We start from the raw sequence: 24,186 nt of genomic DNA, 5'->3' as shown, positions 1-24,186 counted from the left end.
GCCTCAGGTGTCCCGGACCGCTCAGGAGCGGGTGCGAGCCCGGCTGCTGGTGCGGGCGCGCTTGGGCGCCGCGGCCTCGGCCGCCTCCGCCGCGGCGGACGCGGCTGCAGCCTCGGCGAGGCGGACGCTGCGGCGCTTGCGCTTCGGAGGCTCCTCCTCGGCGGCGATCGGCGTCGCCTCACCACGCTGCGCGGGCACCTCGGCCTCGGCGGGCCTGGTGGCGGCGACGCTGACCCGCTCGGCAGCCCTGGCACTCGCGTCGGTCACGCCCGACGTCGCCCGACGACGCTTGCGCGGCGCGGGGAGCGTCGGAGACTCGACCGGTGCCGGCGCCTCCTCCTCGGCCTGGGGGGCGATCTGCCCTGCGGCCTTGGCGGCGGCGTCGGTCACGCCCGACGTCGCCCGGCGGCGCTTGCGCGGCGCGACGCCCGCAACGGCGGCCACCGGCTCGACCGAGGCCGGGGCCGGGGTCTTCTCGACGGCGACCGGAGCCTTGACGACCTCAGACGGCCTCGGCGGTCTCGGCCGCGTCGGGGTGACGGTCTTCTTGGCGGTCCGGGTGCGCTTGCGCGGGGCCGGAGCCTCCTCCGTGGCGGGGGCCTCGGCGGTGGCGGGTGCTTCCGGTGCGACCTCGGCCGTGGCCTTGGCCGCGCGGGTGCGGCGGCGCGGGGCCGGCGTCTCCTCGGCGACGGGCGCGACGGCCTCGGCGACGACGGCAGCGGGTGCCTCGGCGACGACGGCCTTCTTGGTGGCGCGGGTGCGCTTGCGCGGTGCGGGCGCCTCCTCGACCGGGGCCGGAGCCGCGGTCTCGGCCGTCTCGACCACCGGGGTCTCGACGACGGGAGCCTCGGCCACAGTCTTCTGCGTCGCACGCGTCCGCTTGCGCGGGGCCGGGGCCTCCTCGACGGCGACCGGAGTCTCGACGACCTCAAGGGTGTCGACGGCCTCGGCGGTCTCGGCCGCGTCGGTGGTGACGGTCTTCTTGGCGGTCCGGGTGCGCTTGCGCGGAGCCGGAGCCTCCTCCGTCACGCTCGGCGCGGCCTCGACGATCGACTCGGCCGCTGCGGCTACCACGGCCTCGGCGGCCTCGACCACGGCCTCCGCCGCGACCTCGGCCTGGTCCCCGCTGCGGGTGCGGCGACGACGACGGCGCGCGGGCGCGTCCAGGGACTCCGCGGCCTCGTCGAGCGCGGGCTGCGCAGCCGGGGCTGCCTGACCCTCGGTCACGGCCGAAGCCGCCGCGTCAGGTGCGTCCTGGCCGCCGCGCGTGCGGCGACGCTTGCGGTCGCGCTCGCGGCGCCCGGTCGGACGCTCGCTGTCCTGCTCGGCGTCGCGGTCACGGTCGCGGTCCCGGGTGCGGCCCTCGCCGCGGCCCGCGGGCTTGGACGCGGACGCGCCACGGCGACGACCGCCACCGGGCTCGCCCAGGTCCTCGATCTCCTCGGCGTCGAGACCGGCACGGGTGCGCTCCGCGCGGGGCAGCACGCCCTTCGTGCCGGGGGCGATGTTCAGCTGCTCGTACAGGTGGGCCGAGGACGAGTACGTCTCCTCGGGGTCGTTGAACGACAGCTCCAGCGCCTTGTTGATCAGCTGCCAACGCGGGATGTCGTCCCAGTCGACCAGCGTGACGGCGGTGCCCGACGCGCCCGCGCGGCCGGTGCGGCCGATGCGGTGCAGGTAGGTCTTCTCTTCCTCGGGGCACTGGTAGTTGATGACGTGCGTGACGCCCTCGACGTCGATGCCGCGGGCGGCGACGTCGGTGCAGACCAGGATGTCGACCTTGCCGTTGCGGAACGCGCGCAGCGCCTGCTCGCGCGCACCCTGGCCGAGGTCGCCGTGGACCGCGCCGGCCGCGAAGCCGCGCTTGGTCAGCTGCTCGGCGACGTCGGCGGTGGTCCGCTTGGTGCGACAGAAGATCATCGCCAGGTTGCGGCCCTCGGCCTGCAGGATGCGCGCGATCATCTCGACCTTGTCGAGCGAGTGCGCACGGTAGATGTGCTGCGAGGTGTTCGCGACCGTCGCGCCCTGGTCGTCCGGCTGGGTGGCGCGGATGTGGGTCGGGCGGTTCATGTAGCGGCGGGCGAGGCTGATGACCGCGCCCGGCATCGTCGCCGAGAACAGCATGGTCTGCCGCTGCGCCGGGAGCAGGTCGATGATCTTCTCGACGTCGGGCAGGAAGCCCAGGTCGAGCATCTCGTCGGCCTCGTCGAGCACGAGCGTGCGCACGGCGGACAGGTCGAGCTTCTTCTGGCGGGCCAGGTCCAGCAGACGGCCCGGGGTGCCGACGATGACGTCGACGCCGCGCTCCAGCGCCTCGATCTGGGTCTCGTAGCCGCGACCGCCGTAGATGGACAGGACGCGCACGTTGCGGACCTTGCCGGCGACCAGCAGGTCGTTGGTGACCTGGGTGCACAGCTCGCGCGTCGGGACGACGACCAGCGCCTGCGGCGCGGTCGGCAGCTCGGCCGCGGTGAGGCGGCCGGCGTCCACGTCGGCGGCGACACGGACGGAGTCGATGATGGGGAGCCCGAAGCCCAGGGTCTTGCCGGTGCCGGTCTTGGCCTGGCCGATGACGTCGTGGCCGGTCATGGCGACCGGGAGGGTCATCTCCTGGATCGGGAAGGGAGTGATGATGCCAACGGCCTCGAGGGCCTCTGCGGTCTCGGGAAGGATCCCGAGTTCACGGAACGTAGTCAGGGCTGTGCCTCTTCCGGATGTGGTGCGGCCGATGCGCGGGGCGGCCGGGCACCCGTCATGGGACGGGCACACTGACCGCAACCGGTTGCCTCGCGGCCACCTCACGCGCCGGCACGTCGTTTAACTGTCCGAGGACGTGCTCGTCCAGGACGTGTCCGCGGGGAGCGGACTCGACGGGGCGCAGTGAGCGGCACTGCATGGGAGGCCCGGCGCGGGACCGCGATGGCGCGGTCTGCGGCGGCCCTCGCTCGGCCACTTGCGGGGTCGGTCGGAGCCGATCGTGCAACCGACCGGGCATCCGCGTGCGTGAGGCGCGGTGTTCAATCACGTCCGTGATGGTCGTGAAATACATCGGGCCTCGCTACCACCATACCGTCAAGTCGAAGATCGAACATGTGACGCGGGCGACATCGGGCTCGTTCCTGCCCGGTTTCGTGCGTCAAGTGCCCTCCGAAGGCCACTAAGGTGCGGCGTATGGAGACCCCTGAGGCAGGCAAGCAGGACGAGACGGACGAGCAGACGGCCGGCGCAGCGGCCGAGGCGTACCCGTCGATCGGGGACTGGGCGCAGTGCTCGGCCGACCCGCAGTACCGCGCTGCGGTGGTCGACCTGCTCGGCGCACTCGCCTACGGCGAGCTCAGTGCCTTCGAGCGGCTGGCCGAGGACGCCAAGCTCGCCCCCAGCCTGGAGGACAAGGCGGCGCTGGCGGGCATGGCGGCCGCCGAGTTCGGCCACTACCGCGTCCTCAGCGAGCGGCTCGCCGGGATCGGCGAGAACCCCGCCGAGGCGATGCAGCCCTTCGCCGAGGCGCTGGAGTCCTTCCACCGCATGACGGCCCCGGCCGACTGGGAGGAGGGCCTGGTCAAGGCGTACGTCGGCGACTCCATCGCCGCGGACTTCTACCGCGAGGTCGCGGTCCGGCTCGACGACGACACGCGTGAGCTCGTGCTCGGCGTGATGGCGGACACCGGGCACGCCGAGTTCGCGGTCGGCAAGGTCCGCGAGGCGATCGCCGCGGACCCGCGCATCGGGGGACGGCTGGCCCTGTGGGGCCGACGGCTCATGGGCGAGGCGCTGAGCCAGGCCCAGCGGGTCGTCGCGGAGCGCGACGCGCTGTCCAACCTGCTGATCGGCGGTACCGAGGTGCGCGGCTTCGACCTGGTCGAGGTCGGCAAGATGTTCAACCGGATCACCGAGGCGCACACCCGCCGCATGGCGGCCCTGGGCCTCGCGTCCTGAGTCGCAGCCTGAGTCGCGTTCTGAGTCACGGCCTATGGCCCGGCCGGATCCGGGGGCCTGAGGCGCGTCCGGTGCCTGCGCCGGGCCGTGGGCCCGAGCTGCGTGGCTTGGCGTCCTGAGCTTGGGCCCTGCGGCCCAGGCGGGCCCGGAGCCTTCGCCCGGCCTGGTGCCCGGTTCGGGTCGTTCCGTCGCCAGGGCGTCCGGCGGGTGGCGGTCAGGCGTGCCGGGGGTGGTGCGTTGACCGCTGGTCCGGGCGGGCCAGCAGCGAGACCATCGCGACCGAGCCGAGGATCGCGCAGACCGTCGTCTCCACCGGGTGGCCGTCGCCGAACGCGATGTGGGCCACCCCGCCCAGCAGCAGCGCGGAGCAGAGCCCCGTGAGCACTGTCACCGGCCGAGGCGCCGGGAACAGGTCCCCCAGCAGCAGCACGGCACCCAGCCCGACGGCCAGTCCGGCGATCGCGAAGGCGATCAGCTCGACGGTCATGGTCACGGCCTCCCGGCAGGTGTGGTGCGGGCTTCTCTGTGCGCTTCTTGTGGACGCGGTCGAGAAAGCCCTACCCACAACGAGGCCGGGACATACCAGGACACGCGGAACGCCCCGTTCCCCCCGATGACCGGGGGGAACGGGGCGTTCCCGGTGTTGCGGTCGCCTCAGAGCGAGGTGGCCTCAGAGCGTGCCGAAACCGACCTTCTGTCGGGTCGGCTCGCCGATCTCCACGTAGGCCAGGCGGTCGGCCGGGACCAGGATCTTGCGGCCGTGCTCGTCCGTCAGCTTCAGCAGCTTGCCGCCGTCCACCGCAGCGGCGACAGCGCTCTCGACCTCGTCGGCAGTCTGCGTGCTCTCGAGAACGATCTCCCGAGCCGCGTTCTGCACGCCGATCTTGACCTCCACGGCTTTCGTCCCTCCGGGCCCATCACAGGCGTTCGTCGTTCACACGCGGCCGACCGGCCACGTGCCGTACGGCCCCACCATACGGCCACGGGCCGACGAGCGGGGCCGGTCGAGGGAGGGGGCGATCAGTGCGCCGCGTCCCCGCCGTGCAGCGGGAAGCCCTTCAGGCCGCGCCACGACAGGCCGGAGACCAGCCGCACCGCCTCCTCCTGCGGGATGGTCTCGCCCTGGGCGAGCCAGAAGCGCGCGGTGATCTGGCACAGGCCGCAGACGCCGACGGCGAGGAGCATGGACTCCTCCTCCGGGAGGTCGGTGTCCTCGGCGATCACCTTGCTGACGAGGGTGGCCGTGTCGCGGGTGACGCGCTCGACGCGCTCGCGGACCGCCTCCTCGTTGGTCAGGTCCGATTCGAAGACCAGGCGGAACGCGCCCGACTCCGAGGAGACGTAGGCGAAGTACGCCTCGGTGGTGGCCAGCACGCGGCTCTTGTTGTCCGTGGTCGACTCGAGCGCGGAGCGGATCGCGTCGACGAGGGCCTCGCAGTGCTTGTCCAGCAGCGCGAGGTAGAGCTCCAGCTTGCCCGGGAAGTGCTGGTACAGCACCGGCTTGCTGACGCCGGCACGCTCGGCGATGTCGTCCATCGCCGCGGCGTGGTAGCCCTGCGCGACGAAGACCTCCTGCGCGGCGCCCAGCAGCTGGTTGCGGCGGGCACTGCGCGGCAGGCGAGTGCCGCGCGGGCGCTCGGCCGTGTCCTGGATTGCCGTCACGGTGCTCCTCACTCAGCGTCTGGTCGAACAGGCGCCGTCCGTCATCCCGGCGCCTGCGGCCATCCTACTTTCGGGTAATGCCTGGTACTGCAGGTCCGGACCCGAAAGTCCCGGCCCAGGCTTGTGAGGATTCCACAAGGATCCCGTCACCGGTACTCGTCTTCGTCGATTCGGACCTCGACCTTCTGTTCGGCGGTGTCCGCTTCGGGCGATTCCAGGGCGACATCCTCCTGAGTGAGGCTCTTGGGCTCCTCGTCACCGTTCTCACCGTCGGCCTCGACCTCCGGCCGCTCGTCCGCCTCCGCGTCGTCCAGGGAGTCGAGCGCGGCGTCGTTGACCTCGGACATGGGTGGCCTCCCTGACGTCTGTTCGGTCCGCGTAAGGCTTCCGGTGCCGTCACGACACCGCCCTCTTAGCATCGTCCCCATGAGTGGACTGCGCGAGACATTCGAGGCCGAGACCACCACGGGAGGCGACGCCCTGTACCCGGTGCAGGCGCCCGGCAGTCCGCTGTACGCCGAGGCGCAGCCGCCGCGCCGGTCCGGACTGCCGACCGCGCTGTTCGTCCACGGCCTCGGCGGGTCCACCCGCAACTGGGAACCGCTGATGGCCGAACTGGCCGCCACCGTCGACGGTCACGCGGTCGACCTGCCCGGATTCGGCCAGTCCCCGCCGCCGGACGACGGCGACCTCTCCCTCGACGCGCACACCCGCGCGGTCGTCGACCACCTCGAACGCAGCGGCCGCGGCCCCGTCCACCTCTTCGGCAACTCCCTCGGCGGCGCGGTCGCCACCCGCCTCGCCGCGACGCGGCCCGACCTGGTCCGCAGCCTCACCCTCATCTCCCCGGCCCTCCCCGAGCTCCCGCCGCAGACCACCGCCTGGCCGACGGGCCTGCTCGCGCTCCCCGGCGCGTCCGGCGTCATCCGCCGCGCGTCGCGCGGCGGATCGTTCGAGTTCCAGACCCAGGCTCTGCTGGAGCTCTGCTACGGCGACCCCGGCAGCATCCCGCCCGAGCGCCGTGCGCTGATGGTCAGCGAGTACCGGCGCCGGGCTCAGCTCCCCTACGCCCTCGACGTCCTCTCCCGCAGCGCCCGCGGCATCGTCCGCGCCTACACAGAGCGTGGCGAGCACTCGCTCTGGCGCCAGGCGGAGCAGGTCACCGCGCCGACCCTGCTCGTCTACGGACTGAAGGACAAGCTCGTCGGCTACCGCATGGCGCGCCGCGCCAGCCGCGCCTTCGCCGACTCGCGGCTCATGGTCCTGCCCCACGCGGGGCACGTCGCGATGATGGAGTTCCCGGCCCTGGTCGCCGCCCGCGTCGAGGACTTCCTGGCGGAGCTCGACGGCCGGGCCCGGTAGCACCGGCCGGCCCTGGCCTGGGCTGCAACAGGCGGCCCGCGGCCTGGGCTGCAGCGGGTCGGGCAGGGGCTGCAACGGGCCGGGCCTGGGCTGCAACGGGCCGGGCCTGGGCTGCAGCGGGTCGGGCCTGGGCTGCGCGGGTCCGGATGGTGCGGTCTCGTCCCCGGGTCCGGCCTGGACCGCCACCGGCCTGGACTGCTACTGGCCTGGACTGCTACTGGCCTGGACCGCTACTGGCCTGGACCGCTACCGGCCTGCCGGTGGCCGCGCGGGTCGGGACGGTGTGGCTCGTGCCCGCGTCCCTGCTCCTGTCTTGTGTGCCGACCGCTGTGCCCGGCGGGGAGTGCTCCCCGGGTCGCGGAGATGCCGTGGCCGGGCCGGGTGGACCCTCCGCCGGGGGCGTGCTCCCACGGCGCGGGGTCTTCGGCTGTCGCCCCTCGCACTCCCGTGGGTTGTGGGTGCTGCGTGGTGCTTCACTCCTTCGGGTGGTAGGGCGCCGGATGGCCGACTGGGTGTCGGTGGTGGGACGTAGTTTCGTGCCGTCGGCCGAACACGCGTCCCCGCGTCGGGGTTAACCGCGGTCGGCGAGTGCTCGTGGGGGAGTCCGCGGTCTGACCGGCCGCTTCACGGCCGTGTGTGCGTGGTCCTCCGCCGTTGTCGTCGTCATGTTCCGCGTCGTCATGTTCCGGACGGAGGTCCCATGCGCATCGCACTGGTCACCGAGAGTACGTCCTCCGTTGCGTGGAGCGACCGGCTGGTCGCGTCCCTGCCCGAGCACGAGTTCGTCCGGCTCTCCCCGGCGGCCGCCGACCGGCCGCGCTCCGCCCCGCCCGTCGCCGCGCGCAGACGCCGGGCCCTCGCCGCCTACGGGGAGCTCATCACCTCCCTGGTCGAGCCCCGCGCCGCGTGCGGCTTCGCCGCGGCCCTGAACTCGCTGGTCGACGAGGCGCGTGGCGGGGGCCTGCCCTCGCTGCTGCGTTCCGGCGCGGCCCTGCGGACCCTGGAGAGCAGTTGGTTCGGCTCGCCGGCAGCCGCCGTCGCCGCCGGGCCCGGGGACGCGGGCCTCCCGCTGGTGCAGGACGCCCTCGTCGCCGCCGATCTCCTGGAACGCGCGCTCCGGCCGCTCTCCCTGCCCTGGTACGGCGCGCGGGGGGAGCTGGCCGGCGTCGACGTCTGCCATGCCGTCGACGGGCCGTCCTCCGTGCTGGCGGGCCTGGTGGCCAAGCGCAGGCTCGGTCTGCCGCTGCTGCTGACCGAGCACAGCCTGCACCTGCGTGAGCGCTACCGCGGCTACCGCGCCTCCCGCTACCGCTGGCCGGTGCGCTCGCTGCTGTTGGCCTTCCACCGTCGGCTGGCGCAGGAGGGGTACGCCCAGGCCGGCGTGATCACACCGGGCAGCGCCTTCGACCAGCGCTGGCAGGAGTACTGCGGCGCGCCACGTGAGCGCGTCCGCGTCGTCTTCGAGGCCACGCCGCTCGCGGAGGAGCCGCCCGTCGGGGCGGAGCCGGAGCGGCCCACCCTGGCCTGGCTCGGACCGATAGAGCCCTGCGGCGGGCTGGAGGCCATGATCAGGGCCTTCGCCCTGGTCCGCGACGAGATGCCGACCGCCCTGCTGCGCGTGCACGGCGAGGCCACGGCCGGCGCTTCGGCCTACGAGGAGCACTGCCGAGGGCTTGCCCGTCGTCTCCTCGGCAGCAAGGCCGAGGCCGACGACGCCGTCTCCTTCGACGGCCGTCCCTCGCGGCTGCGCTCGGTCTACGAGCACGCCAACGTCCTGGTGTTCTCGGGCAGCGCCGGTGTGCGCCCACAGCTGCTGGCCCAGGCTCAGCTCAGCGGACGCCCGGTGGTGGCCTCCGACGCGGGCGCCGCCCGGGAGGTCCTGGGCCCGACGGGCCTGCTCGTCCCCGTCGGCGAGCCGGCGCCGCTGGCTGCCGCCTGCACGGCCCTGCTCGGGGACGAGGAGCGTCGGGAGCGCCTCGGTCACGCCGGGCGCCTGCGCGCCCAGGAGCTGTACGCCGTGGAGCCGGCCGTCGACGCCTTCCGCGCGCTCTATCTCGAGCTCGCCGCCGAGCTGCCCGCCCCCGCGCCCGAGCGGACCGGTCAGCCCTTCGCGCGCCCCGCCGAGTACTGGGTCGGCGCGTTCCCGAAAGGGGTGCCCGCACAATGACGCCTCGTCACGCCTCGCGCGGCGGCCATACGCCGCGCCACGGCGGCGCGGCCGGACAGCACGCCGGTGCTTCGCGGTCCGCCTCGGGCCCGGCCCGTCACGCCGGGCAGCCCCGGCCCGCCCGTTCCGTGCCCCCGGTCCGTCCGCGGCCCGCCGACCCGGTCCAGGCCCTGATGGAACGCCATCAGGAGCTGTTCGCCGACGCGGTCGATCCGCTGGACATCGCCGAGGTGCTGGAGCGATCCGGCATCGGGCCGCAGACCGCCGGGCGCTACCGGCACGGCGACGTCTTCTCGCTGGCCGAGGAGCTCCATGCCCGGGTGCCCCGTCGGGCGACCGAGCCCCCGCCGGCCGAGGGCGAGTGGCGGCGCCGCGCCCGCCCCGCCCTTGCGGCCGGGGCCGCGTCGGCGGCCGTGGCGCTGCTCCTGTGGGGCCTGTCGGCGCTGAGCCTGCCGGTCCCGCTCGGGGAACAGGTGGCGGTGTTCGCCGCCGCCGTGGGCCTGACGCTCGGACGCGGCCTTCCGTTGCCGGAGCGCATCCTGCTCGCGCTGGGCGTGGGCGGACTGCTCGCCCTCGCCCAGGGCACCGGTCCACCACAGCTCGCGCTGACCGTCGGCACGGGCGTGGCCGAATGGTGCGCCCGCTGGTACCGCCACCTGGGCTCGGGCCACGTGCGGTCCCGCTCGTCCCGTGAGTTCCGAGCCCGGATGCGGCCGGTCCTGCCGGCCGTCCTGCTGGTGCACCTGAGCGTCCTGGCCGGACTGACGGCGGCCGCGCTGGCCTTGCCCGGCGCGGCAGGCGGTCACGGCGCGGCGGCCCAGGCCACCGTCGCCCACGTCGCCCACGCGGCCTCCTCGGCCCATACGGTGTGGGCGAGCCAGGGAGCCGTCTGGGCCGCCCAGTGCGGCGCTGGAGCAGCGCTGCTGCTCGCACTGCTGCTGCGGCACGGTGGGCGGACCCCGGGCGCCCTCGCCGCCCTCGCCTCGGCCTGCGGCTGCGTCGCGCTGGCCCGCGTGACACCGCCGCATCCCGACCTCATCACCTGGGCCTGCGCACTGTCGGCAGCGGCACTCCTGCCGTACGCGTGGATCGCCGCGCTCAGCCCGACCAGCCACCGTCTTGCGACCGCCGACCATGGCGAGGGGGAGCCGGGGCCGTAGGCCGATGCCCTCCCCGCCCCGCGGCCCGGCCCACGCCCCAGGCCCCACGCCGTTGACCCTGGGGCCGGGCGGGCCTGACCGGCAGTCGGGTTCTCCGCGCTCACGGGGGCGCGGAGGGCCCGGCCGGGAAGCTGGCCGGGCCGGGGCTTCCGAACCCGTCGATCGCCCGACGGCACGCGGCACGCGGCACGTGGCACACAGCCTGTGTGCCTCCACTGCCGCTTGGTGACGCTCGCGTGAGGCCGAGGCCGAGGCCAGTGCCGACGGCGGGGCCGATGGCCCGTGAGCCGACGGTGCGGGGCCGGTGGCGCGACTCCGGTCCTGGACCGGAGCACCACCCCAACCGAGTAACGACCGCACTTCGTGACCGCACTACGTACGGAAGGACCCACCTGATGAGGGTGCTGCTGCTGGGCGCCGACGGCTTCATCGGCCGTCGCGTCGCCGATCGACTCTTCGCCGACCCGGAGCTCCAGGTCACCGTGCTCGGCCGGCGCGACTCGGCGGACATCCGTTTCGACCTCGCCGCCGGCAGTCCCGGCGCGCTGGCGCGGTTCCTCGACGCCGTGATGCCGCGGGTGGTGGTCAACTGTGCGGGCGCCACCTACGGCAGCCCACGCGACCTGGTACGGGCCAACACCCAGGCCGTCGCCACGGTCTGTGAGGCGATCCGGCGCAGCCACGACCCGGCCCGTCTCGTGCATGTCGGTTCCGCCGCCGAGTACGGGCCGGTCCCGATCGGGACGGCCACGGCCGAGACCGCCGAGCCGCGTCCGCTCGGGCCGTACGGGGTCACCAAACTGGCGGGGACGGAGCTCGCCCTCTCCTCCGGCCTCGACGCGGTCGTGCTGCGCATCTTCGACGTGGTGGGTCCGGGTGTCCCGGCCGGATCGCTGTTCGGACGCCTCTCCGAGGGGTTGCGGCGCGCCCTGGAGCGAGGCGAGTCCCACGTCCGTACCGCCGATCTGTCCGCATTCCGAGACTTCGTCGACGTCCGGGACGTGGCGCGCGCCGTCCAGTCCGCCGCCGTGTCGGCCGCGACGGGCGTGATCAACATCGGCGGGGGCGCCGGGGTGCGCATGCGCGACGCGGCGGGGCTGCTGGTGCGCGCCTCGGGCTTCGAGGGGCGCCTGATGGAGGAGACGCGGGGGCCGATCTCGGGCGCCGACGCCGCCGACCGCCCGCTGGAGGTGCTGTGGCGCCAGGCGGACATCCGCACGGCGCGCGAGCGCCTGGGCTGGCGCCCCCGCGTGCCGCTGGAGGAGTCCCTGGCCGACATCTGGATGGAGACGGCCTGCCGCGTCTGAGGCCGCCGTCCCTCGCTGCGGTCGTTCGTGGCGGTGCGTTCGTGGCGGTGCGGTCGCCCGTCGACGTGCGGACAGGGCGACCCGTCTCACAACCGTCTCATCAGATGTCTCGCACATTGGACCAGGGGCGTCGGAATAGTCGCGCGCGTGGCACTGTTGGCCAGGGAAACACATCGCCTGACCACCACCGGAGTCCCCCGTGTCGCTGCCACCCCTGGTCGAGCCCGCAGCCGAGCTCACCGTGGACGAGGTCCGCAGGTACTCCCGCCACCTGATCATCCCGGATGTCGGGATGGACGGGCAGAAGCGGTTGAAGAACAGCAAGGTGCTCTGTGTGGGCGCCGGTGGCCTGGGCTCGCCCGCACTGATGTACCTGGCCGCGGCCGGCGTCGGCACCCTCGGCATCGTCGAGTTCGACACCGTCGACGAGTCCAACCTGCAGCGCCAGATCATCCACGGCCAGTCCGACGTGGGCCGCTCCAAGGCCGAGTCCGCCCGCGACTCGGTCAAGGAGATCAACCCCTACGTCAACGTGATCCTCCACGAGGAGCGCCTCGACGTCGACAACGTCAAGGAGATCTTCGCCGACTACGACCTGATCGTGGACGGCACGGACAACTTCGCGACCCGTTACCTGGTCAATGACGCGGCCGTGCTGCTGGGCAAGCCGTACGTGTGGGGTTCCATCTACCGCTTCGACGGTCAGGCCTCGGTCTTCTGGGCCGAGCACGGCCCCTGCTACCGCTGCCTCTACCCGGAGGCCCCGCCGCCGGGCATGGTCCCCTCCTGCGCCGAGGGCGGCGTCCTGGGCGTGCTCTGCGCGTCCATCGGTTCGATCCAGGTCAACGAGGCCATCAAGCTGCTGGCCGGCATCGGCGAGCCGCTGGTCGGCCGTCTGATGATCTACGACGCCCTGGAGATGACGTACCGCCAGGTCAAGGTCCGCAAGGACCCGAACTGCGCGCTGTGCGGCGAGAACCCCACGGTCACCGACCTGATCGACTACGAGGCCTTCTGCGGCGCCGTCTCCGAGGAGGCCCAGGAGGCCGCCGCGGGCAACACCATCACGCCGAAGCAGCTCAAGGAGTGGCAGGACACCGAGGAGGACATCTTCCTCATCGACGTCCGCGAGCCGGCCGAGTACGAGATCGTCAGCATCCCTGGCGCGACGCTGATCCCGAAGAACGAGTTCCTGCTCGGCAACGCGCTCGAGAAGATGCCGCAGGACAAGAAGATCGTCCTGCACTGCAAGACCGGCGTCCGCTCCGCCGAGGTCCTGGCCGTCCTGCACGCGGCCGGCTTCGCCGACGCGGTCCACGTCGGCGGCGGCGTGATCGGCTGGGTCAACCAGATCGAGCCCGAGAAGCCCGTCTACTGAGGCGCGCCCCGGCTCAACGCACAGACCGAAGGGGAGCCCCCGAACCGCAGGGTTCGGGGGCTCCCCGTCGTGCACCTCTCGCAGCGTCCTGCGGCGCGCGCCGCGCGGCCCGCCTCGTGACAGCGCCTTACAGAGCGCCGCGTCGCTGCAGGTAGCTGAAGCAACCCCAGCCCGGCAGGACCGGCAGCCAGAACGTCAGCAGGCGGAACATCAGCACCGCCGGTCCGGCGATCGCGCCCGGCACGCCCGCGGCCGAGCTGAGCAGCAGGATCAGGGCGGCGTCGATGGTGCCGATGCCGCCCGGCACGGGGACGGCGGACCCGGCCGCGTTCCCGGCCAGGTAGACCACGGCGATCGCGGCGAAGCCCGCCGTGCCGCCGAAGGCGAGCACGCAGGTGTAGAGGCAGGCGATGAAGGCGATCGACACCAGGATGATCCCGCCGAAGCCCGTGGCCAGCTTGGACGGGGTGCGCAGCAGGTCCAGCATGCGCGGGATCACGCCGATGAAGAGCGTCCGCAGCTGCTGGAACACCCAGCGCCGCAGCGGCGGGATCGCGGTGACGATCAGCACCACGACCGCCGCCACCAGCAGCACCGTGATCACCGTGCGCGCCGACGGCACGTCCGAGCTGTTGGCGGTCCCGGCGATGAAGCCGAAGCCGAGGAGCAGCAGGATGTGCATGGCCAGGCCGACCAGCTGCGAGGCGCCCACGCTGGCGACGGCCTGACCGGGGCGCACGCCGCAACGCTGCAGGAAGCGCGCGTTCAGCGCGACGCCGCCGACCGCCGCCGGGGCGACCAGCTTCACGAAGGAGCCCGCCACCTGGGCGGCGAAGGTTCGCCAGAACGGCAGCTGCTCGGGCACGAACCCCGCGAGGCTCATGGTCGCACCGACGTAGCTCGCGATCGAGGCGCCCACCGCGATCAGGATCCAGCCCCACTGCGCGTGGGCCAGCTTGGTCAACGGGTTGTTGGTGAGCTGGCCCACCAGCAGGTACGCGGCGAAGGCGCCCGCGACGAGGCTGATCAGGGTCTTCGGCTTGAGCCGCTCCAGCTTGGCGGGCTCGACCGGAGCCTGCGGCACCAGGGCGAGGATCTGCTCGCGGATGAGCGAGAGCAGGTCCGACGGGTCCGGGTGGGCCTCCAGGGCCTCCTCGACCTTGACCCCTGCGGCGATCTTCACGTCCCGCTCCGCCTGGACCGCGGCCTTGGCCTGGCGGTGGTACGCCTTCAGGTCCTGGCGGGTGGAACGGCTCAGCCCGACCGGCTGGAGCATCGGCAGCGCCGCCGCGGTACGGGAGGTGCCCAGCACCTCCGTGGCGGAGGCGACCGCCCGCTCGGGGCCGACCCGCAGGGCGATCGTGGTGAGCAGTTGGGCGACGTCCATGCGCAGCGCCAGGTCGCCGGCGGCGATGTCCCCGCCGGCGAGGTTGACCAGGCAGGTGCCGCCGTCCTCGGTGACCAGCAGCGCCCTGGAGGTGAGCTGCCGGTGTGCGATGCGGCGGTCGTGCAGGATCCGGACGGAGCTCCAGGCGTCGGAGAGGATCTTGTCCGTGATCTCCTCGTCGGCCAGGTCCGCGAATGCGCGCCCCTCGACCCGCTCGTAGACGAGGATCACCGCGTCCGGGCCCAGCTCGGAGGTCGCGATCAGATGCGGGGAGCGGGCCCCGGCCGCGTTGGCGGCGTAGGCGATCAGGGCTTCCTGCTCCAGGGCTTGCCTGAGCGACTGCGGGCTGGAACGGGTGGCCACCGCGCGCAGCCGCAGCCGCCGCCAGAGCCGGTAGAAGAAGCCGGAGGCCTGCTGCTCGCGGTCGATGACATGGACGTCGAGCGGCGGGCCGACCTGCTGGACGACGAGGTAGCGACGGGTGCCTTCCGGGCCGTCCGGGGAGCGGTGCGCGGTGATCGGGTCGAAGCCGACCTTGCGCAGGCCTGCCAGCAGGTGTTCGCCGGTCGGCCGGACGTTGGGGCTGCCGACGGCGTAGAGGGTGCCGTAGGCCACGGTCAGGCCGAGCAGGATGGTGATCGCGATCGACAGCGGGGTGGTGTTCCCGCCCACCAGCTCGGAGAGGCTGTCGAGCAGCACGACCAGCCAGAGCGCGACCCGCCAGCGTGGTCGACTCGACATGCCGACGGCGGTCATGTACGCGATGACCGGGGTCAGATAGCCGTGCACCGGATCCGAGGCGGTGCCGTTGTGGGTGACCACCAGCGCGCCGTAGACGGGCGCTGGCGCGGCCTTGAGGACCCACAGGTCCACCCCGAGCGAGATGCCGTGGGCCAGCACGGCGGCGAGCACGCCGTCGGCCACCCGCAGCCCGTCGCGTTTGATCAGCCGCTCGACGGCGAAGGCGACCGGCACGATCAGGACGGCGGCGGTGGAGAAGAAGCTGGTCAGCGTGACCAGGAAGCTGGGCAGCCGGTTGGCGCCGGAGTTGATGTCGACGGTCAGGCCGCTCGTCGTCGACTGGGCGATGCTGGCCAGGACCAGCACGGCCGCGATGCCGAACAGCCCGAGCAGGAATCGCAGCAGATCGGAGGGCCGGTGCGCCCGAGCGGGCAGCAGCGGCTCGTTGACCGCGACGCTCACGTCGTCCGGCCCGGGTCCGTCGAACCCGTCACCAGCGCCGTCCGCCCCGGACGCTTCCGCGTCGTCGGTCCGGGCTGCTCCTGCGATGTCCGCCGGGGCGGTGCTCGCCGCCGCCTTCGCCGTGTCGGGTGCGTTCGCGGTGTCGGCCGCGTCGCCCGCGGGGCTGTCGCCGCTCGCTTCCGTGGCGGGTGCGACCGGGCCGGAGGAACGCTTCACCAGATCGACCGGCGCGGTCTTCCGGCCCGCCTGCTCCGACCCGCGATCATGCTTGGCTCCTGCTCCTGACCCGGACCCGTCCGGGGACGCCGCTGCGGATTCCGTTCCCGTCTCGGGGCGGCTCTGCTCGGCGGGCTGCGCCGGGGAAGCGGCCTCGGGCGGCTCGGAGGCGTCCGCCGCCGCACCGGGGTCGGATGCGGGCATGCGTCGGGGCGCGTCGGCAGAATCCGCCGCGCTCGTGGCCCTCGGTCCGGTCATCGCTCCCCGTGTGCCTTCTGTCTGTCGTCCGCCCGCCGTCGTCCCTTCATCAGGGCCCCTTCAGGTCATTCAAGGGTGGCATGGTCGGATCGAGCGCGCGGCGGTGAGGTGTCCCCGTGCCGACCCTCGGCGGATGCTACATTCCCCCGGCTGGGTGAGCGAGGATGTTCCCGTCCGTCATACCCCCAGGGTGTCGCGCTTCCGCACGCATTGTCGTAGCCGTGCGACAGAATGCCCGGTGTGAACGAAGGGGCGGCAGAGTCGGAGCTTCCGCAGTACGCCGAGCGCGTCCTCGACGTGGCGGAGGGCATTCCGACTGGACGGGTGATGACCTACGGCGACGTCGCCGAGTACCTCGGCGAGGGCGGTCCGCGCCAGGTCGGACGGGTGATGGCGCTCTACGGCGGAGCCGTGCCGTGGTGGCGGGTGATCCGGGCGGACGGGCGGCTGCTGCCGGGCCACGAGCTGAGCGCGCTGGAGCAGTACCGGGTCGAGGGCACCCCGCTGCGCGAGGTGGCCGGCCAGCACATGCCCCGCGTCGACCTGCGCCGTGCCCGCTGGGACGGGCACTCGCGCTGAGCCCACGCCCGAGCCGGGTTGATATGTGGCCTCCCGGCGACCGGCGACCGGCGACCGGCGACCGGCGACCGGCGACCGGCCGCACGGTACGCGCGGGACGTGGCGTATCCCACGGATCCGGCGATTCGGGGGACAGCAGCGGGGCTGTCGGGGCAGGATCGTAGGCTCGCTACCGGACGGAGTGCCTGAGGCGCACCCCGTCCTCGTGTGCCGCCTCGCTTGCTTCGTTCCTGGATCTGCCCATGACCACCTCCCTGCCCGCCGGCGCCTACCGCCTGGTGCGTGAGCCGGTCGCGCCTGCGGTGCCGCCTGCGCTCGACGCGTACCAGCAGGCGGTGGTGGACCACCGGGGCGGGCCGCTGCTGGTGCTGGCCGGTCCTGGCACGGGCAAGACCACGACGCTGGTGGAGGCGGTCGCCGCCAGGATCGCGCAGGGCGTCCCGGCGGAGGAGATCCTGGTCCTCACTTTCAGCCGCAAGGCGGCTGTGGAACTGCGCGACCGGATCACCGCCCGGGTGAACGGCCCGAACCGCCTGAGCGGTCCGAACGGGCCAGGCGGAAGCATGGCCGTGCCGCAGGCCACGACGTTCCACTCCTTCTGCTACGCGCTGCTCCGCGCCCATCAGGAGCCGGACCTCTATGCCGAGCCGCTGCGCCTGCTCTCCGGTCCCGAGCAGGACGTCCTGGTACGCGAGCTGCTGACGGGCGGCGCGGAGGACGCGACCGCCGGCGCGGCCGGCGGTCCGGGGTGGCCCACGGAGCTGCGGGCCGCCCTCACCACGCGCGGCTTCGCGGACGAGGTCCGGGCCGTGCTCGCGCGCGCCCGGGAGCTGGGCCTGGGCGAGACCGAGCTGGCCCGCTTCGCCACCAGCGTCGGTCGCCCCGACTGGCAGGCGGCCGCGCGCTTCCTCGCGGAGTACCTGGACGTGCTGGACGGCCAGGACCTGCTCGACTACGCCGAGCTGGTGCACCGCGCGGTGCTGCTGGCGGAGCGTCCGGAGGTCGGCGAGCAGCTGCGCCGGACGTTCAAGGTCGTCTTCGTCGACGAGTACCAGGACACGGATCCGTCCCAGGTCCGGCTGCTGCGCGCACTGGCCGGCGGCGGTCGGGAGCTGATCGCCGTCGGAGACCCGGACCAGTCGATCTACGCCTTCCGGGGCGCGGACGTGAACGGCATCCTCGACTTCCCGCACGACTTCCCGCAGGCCGACGGCCGTCCCGCGCCGATCCGGGTGCTGCGCGTCTCGCGCCGGGCCGGGCGTCGGCTGCTTGCCTCCAGCCGGGTCCTGGCCGAGCGCCTGCCCTCCGGACGCCTCCCTGCCGCGGCGCTGGCGGCGCACCGCGACCTCATCCCGGCGCGGGAGGGCGGTTCCGTCGAGGTACTCACCTTCCCCACCCCTGGCGCCGAGCTCGACAACATCGCCGACCTGCTCCGTCGTGCCCATCTGGAGCAGCAGGTCCCCTGGTCGGGCATGGCCGTTCTGGTCCGCGCCGGATCCCGCTCGCTCCCCGGCCTGCGCCGCGCCCTCACCTCGGCCGGCGTCCCGGTCGAGCTCGACGGCGACGACCTTCCCCTGCACGCCGAACCCGCCGTCGCACCGCTCCTCACCGCCCTGCGCGTCTGCGCCCTCGCGGCCGCCCGCTCCCGCCGCCTCATGGCGCAGCGCGAGAACGACCACCCCATCCCGTCCCAGCCCGGTCCCCAGGACGAGTCGCTCGGCCCCGCCTCCCGGACACCGAACGCCCCGGATCCCCTGGACGCCCGGGAAGCACTCGATAGCCAGGAACCACTCGAAGCGCCCGACATGACCGATGGGCCTGGCGGGTCGGATGGGCCTGGCGGGTCGGACGAGCCGGATTCCGCCGAAGGCAGCCCGCACGTCGGCGACCTGCGGTTCCGGTCCGCCGTGCTCGACGCCGAGGAGCCGCTGACCGTCGAGGTCGCCGAACAGCTGCTGACCGGGCCGCTCGGCGGGCTGGACGGGGCGGACCTGCGCCAGCTCGGTCGGGCGCTCAGGGAGGAGGAGCGCGCCGCCCTGCGGGAGGTGCCCGCGGAGGTGCGGCGTGCCGTCCGCGCCGCCGGGGAGCTGATCCGGGAGGCGCTCGCGGAGCCCGAGCGGCTGGTGCTGCTCGCCGGCCCCGTGGCCCGCCGCGCGCGTGAGCTGGGGCTGCTGCTGCGCAAGGCGCAGGACCTGCTCCTCGGCGGCGCCACCGCCGAGGACACGCTGTGGACGCTGTGGGAGGCGAGCAGCCCGTGGCGTGAGCGACTGGAGCGCGCGGCCCTGCGTGGCGGCGCGTCGGGGCGCAACGCCGACCGGGACCTCGACGCGCTGTGCGCGCTCTTCGAGACGGCGGCCCGCGCCGAACTGCGGGCGGGCGGCCCGCGCGGCGCGCTGAACTTCCTCGCCGAGGTCCAGCAGCAGGACATCGCCGCCGACACCCTCTCCGGTCGGGCCGTCCGTGCGGACGCCGTCCGGCTGATGACCGCCCACCGCTCGAAGGGTCTGGAGTGGCGGTTGGTCGTGGTCGCGGGGGTGCAGGAGGGGCTCTGGCCCGACCTGCGGCGCCGCGGCTCGCTGCTGGAGGCGGACCGGATCGGCGTGGACGGGATCGCGGAGCCGATGCCGCAGAGCGCGCTCCTGTCCGAGGAGCGTCGTCTCTTCTACGTCGCGGCGACTCGGGCCAAGGAGCGGCTGGTCGTCACCGCCGTCCAGGCGGCGGCCGAGGATGGCGACGAGCCCTCCCGCTTCCTGCGCGAGCTGTACCGCGAGCGCCCGGACGGCACGCGTGTCCCCGACGTCCGGGTCGAGGACGTGACCCAGCGGCCGCGCCGCGCCCTGTCCGTCGCCGCGCTGGTCGCGGAGCTGCGGGCGACCAGCGTCGACCTGGCCGCGTCGCCGCAGCTGCGCGAGGCCGCCGCCGAGCGGCTCGCCCGGCTGGCCGCGCTGGCGGACGAGGACGGCCTGCCGCTCGTCCCAGCGGCGAACCCGCACCGCTGGTGGGGAATGGCCGATGTGACGGAGAACGAGATCCCCGTGCGGGACCCGGCCCGGCCGGTCGAGCTGTCCGGCAGCGCGTTGGAGTCGGTGAACGCCTGTGCGCTCCAGTGGTTCCTCGGGCGCGAGGTCCGGGCGCAGGAGGTGTCCAGCGGGGCGCAGGGATTCGGCAACGTCGTGCACGTCCTCGCCGAGGAGGTCGGCGCGGGCCGCACCCCGGCGGACTTGGACGTGCTGATGGCCCGTCTGGACCGCGTCTGGGACGCGCTCGCCTTCGACGCGCCGTGGAAGTCCGAGCAGGAGAAGGGCGAGGCGCGCGCCGCGCTGGAGCGGTTCCTGGCCTGGCACAGCACGGAGCGGGGACGGCTTCCCGTGGCCACCGAGCAGCCGTTCGACGTGGAGCTCAAGGCGGGCCCCTATGCCGTGCGCATCCGCGGCACGATGGACCGCGTCGAGCGGGAGAGCACGACGGGCGCCGCCTACGTCGTCGACTTCAAGACCGGGCGGAACGTGCCCACCAAGGCCCAGGTCGAGGAGCATCCGCAGCTCGGCGTCTACCAGCTCGCGGTCCGCGAGGGCGCGGTGGACGACGTCTTCGACGGATCCCGCCCCGAGCCGGGCGGCGCAGAGTTGGTGCAACTGCGCCAGCCTGAGTCGAAGGCGGTCGCCGACGCCCCGAAGGTGCAGCACCAGCCGGGCCTTGCGGAGAGCCCGGCAGGCCCGCAGTGGATCGAGGGCCTGCTGGCCGAGGCGGCGGATCGGGTCCTGCGCGAACGGTTCGTCCCGACGACCGGCGACCAGTGCGGACACTGCTCCTTCCACGCCAGCTGCTCGGCCCGCCCCGAGGGGCGTCAGGTGGTCGAGTAGGCGGACCCGCAGGGGGCCGCGAGGCTGTGCGCAGGACCACGTGCGCCCATGAACGACGCGCTGACCGCTCCCGACGGTTCGGTGATCCTCATCTCCGACACCTCGACGCCTTACCTCGTCTCGATGACCAAGAGCGGCAGCTCCGGCGGCGTCATGCGCTTCGACCACTTCAACCGCCCGGTGGACATCACGCCGCCGCCGGCGTCGCAGGTCGCCGCCATTCCCGGTATGTGACCCGGCGTCCCGGAGCGCGCCGGCGCGCATCGGGGTTCGGGTACGGGCGTGCGCACCGGCGCGCGTCCGCAGCGCTGGAGCGGCGCTGTCGGACGCCCGCGCTACCGTGGCACCCATGCCAGGCCGTCTGACCAGTCCCGAGGAGCTCAAGGAGCTCCTCGGGATTCCGTTCACCGAGGAGCAGCTGCGCGCGATCACCGCGCCGCTCGACCCTGCGGTGATCGTCGCGGGCGCGGGGTCGGGCAAGACGACGGTGATGGCCGCTCGTGTGGTGTGGCTGGTCGGCACCGGTCAGGTCCGGCCGGAGCAGGTGCTCGGCCTGACCTTCACCAACAAGGCTGCCGCGGAGCTCTCCGAGCGCGTCCGCAAGGCGCTGCTGCGCGCCGGGGTCGGTGCCGCGGCCGAGCGTGTCCCGGTCCGGGCCGGCGAGGGCGCCGTGAGCGACACCGAGGGTGGCCTCGGCGAGCCGGAGATCTCGACCTATCACGCCTTCGCGGGGCGGTTGCTCAAGGACCACGGGCTGCGCATCGGGCTGGAGCCCGACGTCCGGCTGCTCGCCGACGCCACCCGCTTCCAGCTCGCCGCCCGGGTCCTGCGGCAGGCGCCGGGGCCTTATCCGGGGCTGAAGGACGGCGTCTCGTCGCTCATCGCCAAGCTGGTGAAGCTCGACGGCGAACTGGCCGAGCACCTCGTCGCCCCCGAGGCCCTCGCCGCGCACGACACCGCCCTGCTGTCCTCCCTGAACGGGGTCAAGCTCAGCAACGAGGCCCTGCGCGCGGTGCCGGTCGCGGCGGAGGCCCGCCGCGAGCTGACCGAGCTCGTGGTCCGCTACCGCGCCCGCAAGCGCGAGGCGCAGTTGATGGACTTCGGCGACCAGATCGCCGCCTGCGCCCGGCTCGCCCAGACCAGGCCGGAGGTCGGCGCGCTGCTGCGCGAGCAGTTCGCCGTCGTGCTGCTGGACGAGTACCAGGACACCTCCGTCGCCCAGCGGCTCATGCTCGCCGGCCTGTTCGGCGACGGCACCGGCCACCCCGTCACCGCCGTCGGCGACCCCTGCCAGGCGATCTACGGCTGGCGCGGCGCCTCCGTGGCCAACCTGGACGAGTTCCCGCACCACTTCCGTGGTGCGGACTCCGACCGTCCCGCCGACAGCGACAGCGACAACGGCGGCGGCGAAGGCCCGCCCGCCGCGCGGTTCTCGCTCAGCGAGAACCGGCGCTCCGGTGGTCGGCTGCTGGCCTTCGCCAACGACCTCGCGACGCCCTTGCGCGCGATGCACGAGGGCGTCGCCGCGCTGCGCCCCGCGCCGGGCGAGGAGCTGGCGGGCGGGCTGCGGTGCGCGCTGCTGGAGACGCACGAGGCCGAGGTCGCCTGGGTCGCCGACAGCATCGCCCACCTGGTGCGCACCGGGACGCCGCCGGGCCGGATCGCCGTGCTGTGCCGCGCCGGGCGGGAGCTCTTTCCCGACGTGCACGCCGCCCTGGTGGCCCGGGACGTGCCGGTCGAGGTCGTCGGCCTGTCCGGCCTGCTGCATCTGCCGGAGATCGCCGACCTGGTCGCCACCTGCGAGGTGCTGCAGGACCCGACGGCCAACGCGGCGCTGGTGCGGCTGCTCACCGGTCCGCGCTGGCGGATCGGGCCGCGCGACCTCGCCCTCCTGGGCCGCCGCGCCCGGGATCTGGTCCGCGTCGCCGCCGGGGACGACGGGCGGCAGGACAAGCTGGAGCAGGCGGTCGCCGAGGCCGATCCGACGGAGATCGTCTCGCTGGCCGACGCGCTGGAGTCCTTCCTCTACCCGGGGCAGGCGGGCGAGGCGGAGCTGCCGTTCTCCGCCGAGGCCGCCACCCGGTTCCAGCGGCTGGCGGCCGAGATCCGCGAGCTGCGGCGGGCGCTGGCCGAGCCGCTGATGGACGTGTTGCACCGGGTCCTGACCGTGACGGGCCTGGAGGTGGAGCTCGCGGCCTCCCCGCACGCCCTCGCCGCACGCCGTCGGGAGACCCTCTCCGCCTTCCTCGACGTCGCGGCCGGCTTCGCCGACCTGGACGGCGACCCGTCCCTCGGCGCCTTCCTCGGTTTCCTTCGCACCGCCCAGGAGTACGACCGCGGACTGGACAACAACCTGCCGAGCGGCGAGGACACCGTGAAGGTGCTCACCGCGCACAAGTCCAAGGGCTTGGAGTGGGACGTCGTGTTCGTTCCCGGCCTGGTCAAGGGCGCGTTCCCGAGCGGCACCGGGCGCGAGCGGTGGACCTCGCGTCCCGAAGTGCTTCCGCACGCCCTGCGCGGTGACGCGTCCGCGCTGCCCGCCGATCCGGCCTGGACCTCGGCCGGGCTCAAGGCGTTCGAAGCCGCGATGAAGGAGCACGCCGCCACCGAGGAGCTGCGCCTCGGCTACGTCGCCTTCACCCGCCCGCGTGCGCGGCTCTACGCCTCCGGCCACTGGTGGGGGCCCACGCAGAAGCGGCCACGCGGACCGTCGGAGTTCCTGACGGCCCTGCGCGAGTTCGGCGAGCAGCGCCCCGAGTCCGGAGTCGAGATCGAGCACTGGGCCGAGCCGCCCGCCGAGGACGAGCAGAACCCGGCGCTGGACGAGACGGTCGAGCACGTCTGGCCGCTGCCGCTGGACGCGGCGGCCCAGGCCGCGCGCCGGAACGCGGGTGCGCGCGTGCTGGCCGGGCCGCGCGGGGACGCGTCCCCCGCGCCGGAGACCGGGGAGGAGCGGCGGCTCGTCGCGTCCTGGGACCGCGATCTGGAACTGCTCTCCGCCGAGTTGCTGCGTGCCCGCTCCCGGGTGCGGGACGTCCCGTTGCCCGCCTCGCTCTCCGCCTCCCAGTTGCTGCGTGTCGCCGCCGATCCGGACGGCTTCGCCCGCGAACTGGCGCGGCCGATGCCCCGCCCTCCGCAGCCCGCCGCCCGGCGCGGCACCCGCTTCCACGCCTGGGTCGAGTCGCGGCTGGCCGTCGAGCCGCTGCTGCTTCTGGGCGAGGACGAACTGCCGGGCCTGGACGACTCCGGCATCGAGGACGAGCGTGACCTGGCCCGGCTGAAAGAGGCATTCCTGCGCAGCGAGTACGCCGCGCGCACCCCGTACCGGATCGAGGAGCCGTTCCAGCTGACGCTCGGCGGCCGGGTGATCCGTGGCCGGATCGATGCCGTCTACCGCACGGGGACAGGCTTCGAGGTCGTGGACTGGAAGACCAACCACCGCGAGACGGCCGACCCGCTGCAGCTGGCCGTCTACCGCTTGGCCTGGGCCGAGCGCGAGGGGGTGGAACTGTCCCGCGTGTCTGCGGCGTTTCTGTATGTTCGTAGCGGAACAGTCGTGAGACCCGAGGGGCTTCCGGACCGTGCCGGGCTGGAGACGCTGCTGGACGGCGTTACTCCGAATGGGGAGCGCGCCCAGGGAGCGACGACAGGGGCTTCGTGAAAGGGCTGTGCAGCCTGTCCAATTCGCGCCTAATGTGGGGACGTTAA

Annotated in this window: 16 protein-coding genes; 10 read left to right on the top strand and 6 right to left on the bottom strand. The window is 73.7% G+C overall.

All coding sequences use genetic code 11. The annotated features are described in order from the left end of the window. Positions 1-21 precede the first annotated feature (21 nt). Positions 22-2,607: a DEAD/DEAH box helicase gene (locus TR50_RS00260; protein WP_042412293.1), complete on the bottom strand. Its 2,586-nt coding sequence runs from the start codon at positions 2,605-2,607 to the stop codon at positions 22-24. Positions 2,608-3,171: 564 nt separating this feature from the next. Here TR50_RS00260 and TR50_RS00255 point away from each other — a divergent pair. Then, the gene (locus TR50_RS00255) at positions 3,172-3,936 is read left to right on the top strand and encodes a ferritin-like fold-containing protein (protein WP_042412291.1); all 765 of its coding nucleotides are present in this window, start codon (positions 3,172-3,174) and stop codon (positions 3,934-3,936) included. 214 nt (positions 3,937-4,150) lie between these two features. Here the strand turns inward: TR50_RS00255 and TR50_RS00250 are convergent, their stop codons facing one another. From TR50_RS00250 to TR50_RS00235, 4 genes are all read right to left on the bottom strand, one after another. Further along, positions 4,151-4,423 carry a hypothetical protein gene (locus TR50_RS00250; protein WP_042412290.1) on the bottom strand — a complete coding sequence of 91 codons (273 nt, stop codon included), beginning with the start codon at positions 4,421-4,423 and terminating at the stop codon, positions 4,151-4,153. A gap of 183 nt (positions 4,424-4,606) precedes the next feature. Then, positions 4,607-4,831 carry a DUF3107 domain-containing protein gene (locus TR50_RS00245; protein WP_042365086.1) on the bottom strand — a complete coding sequence of 75 codons (225 nt, stop codon included), beginning with the start codon at positions 4,829-4,831 and terminating at the stop codon, positions 4,607-4,609. Positions 4,832-4,956: 125 nt separating this feature from the next. After that, the gene (locus tag TR50_RS00240; protein WP_042412287.1) at positions 4,957-5,598 is read right to left on the bottom strand and encodes a TetR/AcrR family transcriptional regulator; all 642 of its coding nucleotides are present in this window, start codon (positions 5,596-5,598) and stop codon (positions 4,957-4,959) included. 146 nt (positions 5,599-5,744) lie between these two features. Beyond that, positions 5,745-5,945 (bottom strand): hypothetical protein, encoded by a 201-nt coding sequence (locus TR50_RS00235; RefSeq protein ID WP_042412284.1) that lies wholly within the window; start codon positions 5,943-5,945, stop codon positions 5,745-5,747. A gap of 79 nt (positions 5,946-6,024) precedes the next feature. Between TR50_RS00235 and TR50_RS00230 the strand changes: the two genes are divergently transcribed. The 5 genes from TR50_RS00230 (at position 6,025) to moeZ (ending at position 12,972) form a co-directional block, all read left to right on the top strand. Next, entirely contained in the window at positions 6,025-6,960 is a 936-nt protein-coding gene (locus tag TR50_RS00230; protein ID WP_042412280.1) for an alpha/beta fold hydrolase, read from the top strand. Positions 6,961-7,660: 700 nt separating this feature from the next. Then, complete coding sequence (locus tag TR50_RS00225; RefSeq protein ID WP_052440503.1) at positions 7,661-9,127, top strand: glycosyltransferase; 1,467 nt, start codon at positions 7,661-7,663, stop codon at positions 9,125-9,127. 173 nt (positions 9,128-9,300) lie between these two features. Then, positions 9,301-10,287: a hypothetical protein gene (locus TR50_RS00220; RefSeq protein WP_152648176.1), complete on the top strand. Its 987-nt coding sequence runs from the start codon at positions 9,301-9,303 to the stop codon at positions 10,285-10,287. 395 nt (positions 10,288-10,682) lie between these two features. Then, positions 10,683-11,594, top strand: a complete 912-nt coding sequence (locus TR50_RS00215) for an NAD-dependent epimerase/dehydratase family protein (RefSeq protein WP_042412278.1) — start codon at positions 10,683-10,685, stop codon at positions 11,592-11,594. Between the two features lie 199 nt (positions 11,595-11,793). After that, entirely contained in the window at positions 11,794-12,972 is a 1,179-nt protein-coding gene (gene moeZ / locus TR50_RS00210; RefSeq protein WP_042412275.1) for an adenylyltransferase/sulfurtransferase MoeZ, read from the top strand. Between the two features lie 127 nt (positions 12,973-13,099). Here the strand turns inward: moeZ and TR50_RS00205 are convergent, their stop codons facing one another. Then, the gene (locus TR50_RS00205) at positions 13,100-15,982 is read right to left on the bottom strand and encodes a lysylphosphatidylglycerol synthase transmembrane domain-containing protein (RefSeq protein WP_084699594.1); all 2,883 of its coding nucleotides are present in this window, start codon (positions 15,980-15,982) and stop codon (positions 13,100-13,102) included. A 294-nt stretch (positions 15,983-16,276) separates the two neighbouring features. Between TR50_RS00205 and TR50_RS00200 the strand changes: the two genes are divergently transcribed. From TR50_RS00200 to TR50_RS00185, 4 genes are all read left to right on the top strand, one after another. Then, the gene (locus tag TR50_RS00200) at positions 16,277-16,615 is read left to right on the top strand and encodes an MGMT family protein (RefSeq protein ID WP_236654174.1); all 339 of its coding nucleotides are present in this window, start codon (positions 16,277-16,279) and stop codon (positions 16,613-16,615) included. A gap of 242 nt (positions 16,616-16,857) precedes the next feature. Next, a complete protein-coding gene (locus TR50_RS00195) occupies positions 16,858-20,478 on the top strand; it encodes an ATP-dependent helicase (protein ID WP_042412269.1) in 3,621 nt (1,206 codons plus the stop codon). Between the two features lie 48 nt (positions 20,479-20,526). After that, positions 20,527-20,712, top strand: a complete 186-nt coding sequence (locus tag TR50_RS00190) for a hypothetical protein (RefSeq protein WP_042412266.1) — start codon at positions 20,527-20,529, stop codon at positions 20,710-20,712. A 115-nt stretch (positions 20,713-20,827) separates the two neighbouring features. Continuing rightward, positions 20,828-24,139 (top strand): ATP-dependent helicase, encoded by a 3,312-nt coding sequence (locus tag TR50_RS00185; protein WP_042413132.1) that lies wholly within the window; start codon positions 20,828-20,830, stop codon positions 24,137-24,139. The last annotated feature ends 47 nt before the right edge of the window (positions 24,140-24,186 follow it).

Source organism: Streptacidiphilus anmyonensis (assembly GCF_000787855.1).
In the GTDB taxonomy this organism is placed as follows: Bacteria; Actinomycetota; Actinomycetes; order Streptomycetales; family Streptomycetaceae; genus Streptacidiphilus; species Streptacidiphilus anmyonensis.
This window is presented reverse-complemented; position numbering and strand designations above follow the sequence as displayed.

What these genes read in the sequence shown, in the direction of transcription:
- TR50_RS00195 (WP_042412269.1), top strand. Translation starts at nt 16,858, where the DNA reads ATGACCACCTCCCTGCCCGCCGGCGCCTACCGCCTGGTGCGTGAGCCG.
- TR50_RS00235 (WP_042412284.1), bottom strand. Translation starts at nt 5,945, where the DNA reads ATGTCCGAGGTCAACGACGCCGCGCTCGACTCCCTGGACGACGCGGAG.
- TR50_RS00260 (WP_042412293.1), bottom strand. Translation starts at nt 2,607, where the DNA reads ATGACCCTCCCGGTCGCCATGACCGGCCACGACGTCATCGGCCAGGCC.
- TR50_RS00215 (WP_042412278.1), top strand. Translation starts at nt 10,683, where the DNA reads ATGAGGGTGCTGCTGCTGGGCGCCGACGGCTTCATCGGCCGTCGCGTC.
- TR50_RS00250 (WP_042412290.1), bottom strand. Translation starts at nt 4,423, where the DNA reads ATGACCGTCGAGCTGATCGCCTTCGCGATCGCCGGACTGGCCGTCGGG.
- TR50_RS00220 (WP_152648176.1), top strand. Translation starts at nt 9,301, where the DNA reads ATGGAACGCCATCAGGAGCTGTTCGCCGACGCGGTCGATCCGCTGGAC.
- TR50_RS00185 (WP_042413132.1), top strand. Translation starts at nt 20,828, where the DNA reads ATGCCAGGCCGTCTGACCAGTCCCGAGGAGCTCAAGGAGCTCCTCGGG.
- TR50_RS00190 (WP_042412266.1), top strand. Translation starts at nt 20,527, where the DNA reads ATGAACGACGCGCTGACCGCTCCCGACGGTTCGGTGATCCTCATCTCC.
- TR50_RS00255 (WP_042412291.1), top strand. Translation starts at nt 3,172, where the DNA reads ATGGAGACCCCTGAGGCAGGCAAGCAGGACGAGACGGACGAGCAGACG.
- TR50_RS00225 (WP_052440503.1), top strand. Translation starts at nt 7,661, where the DNA reads ATGCGCATCGCACTGGTCACCGAGAGTACGTCCTCCGTTGCGTGGAGC.
- TR50_RS00230 (WP_042412280.1), top strand. Translation starts at nt 6,025, where the DNA reads ATGAGTGGACTGCGCGAGACATTCGAGGCCGAGACCACCACGGGAGGC.
- TR50_RS00205 (WP_084699594.1), bottom strand. Translation starts at nt 15,982, where the DNA reads ATGCCCGCATCCGACCCCGGTGCGGCGGCGGACGCCTCCGAGCCGCCC.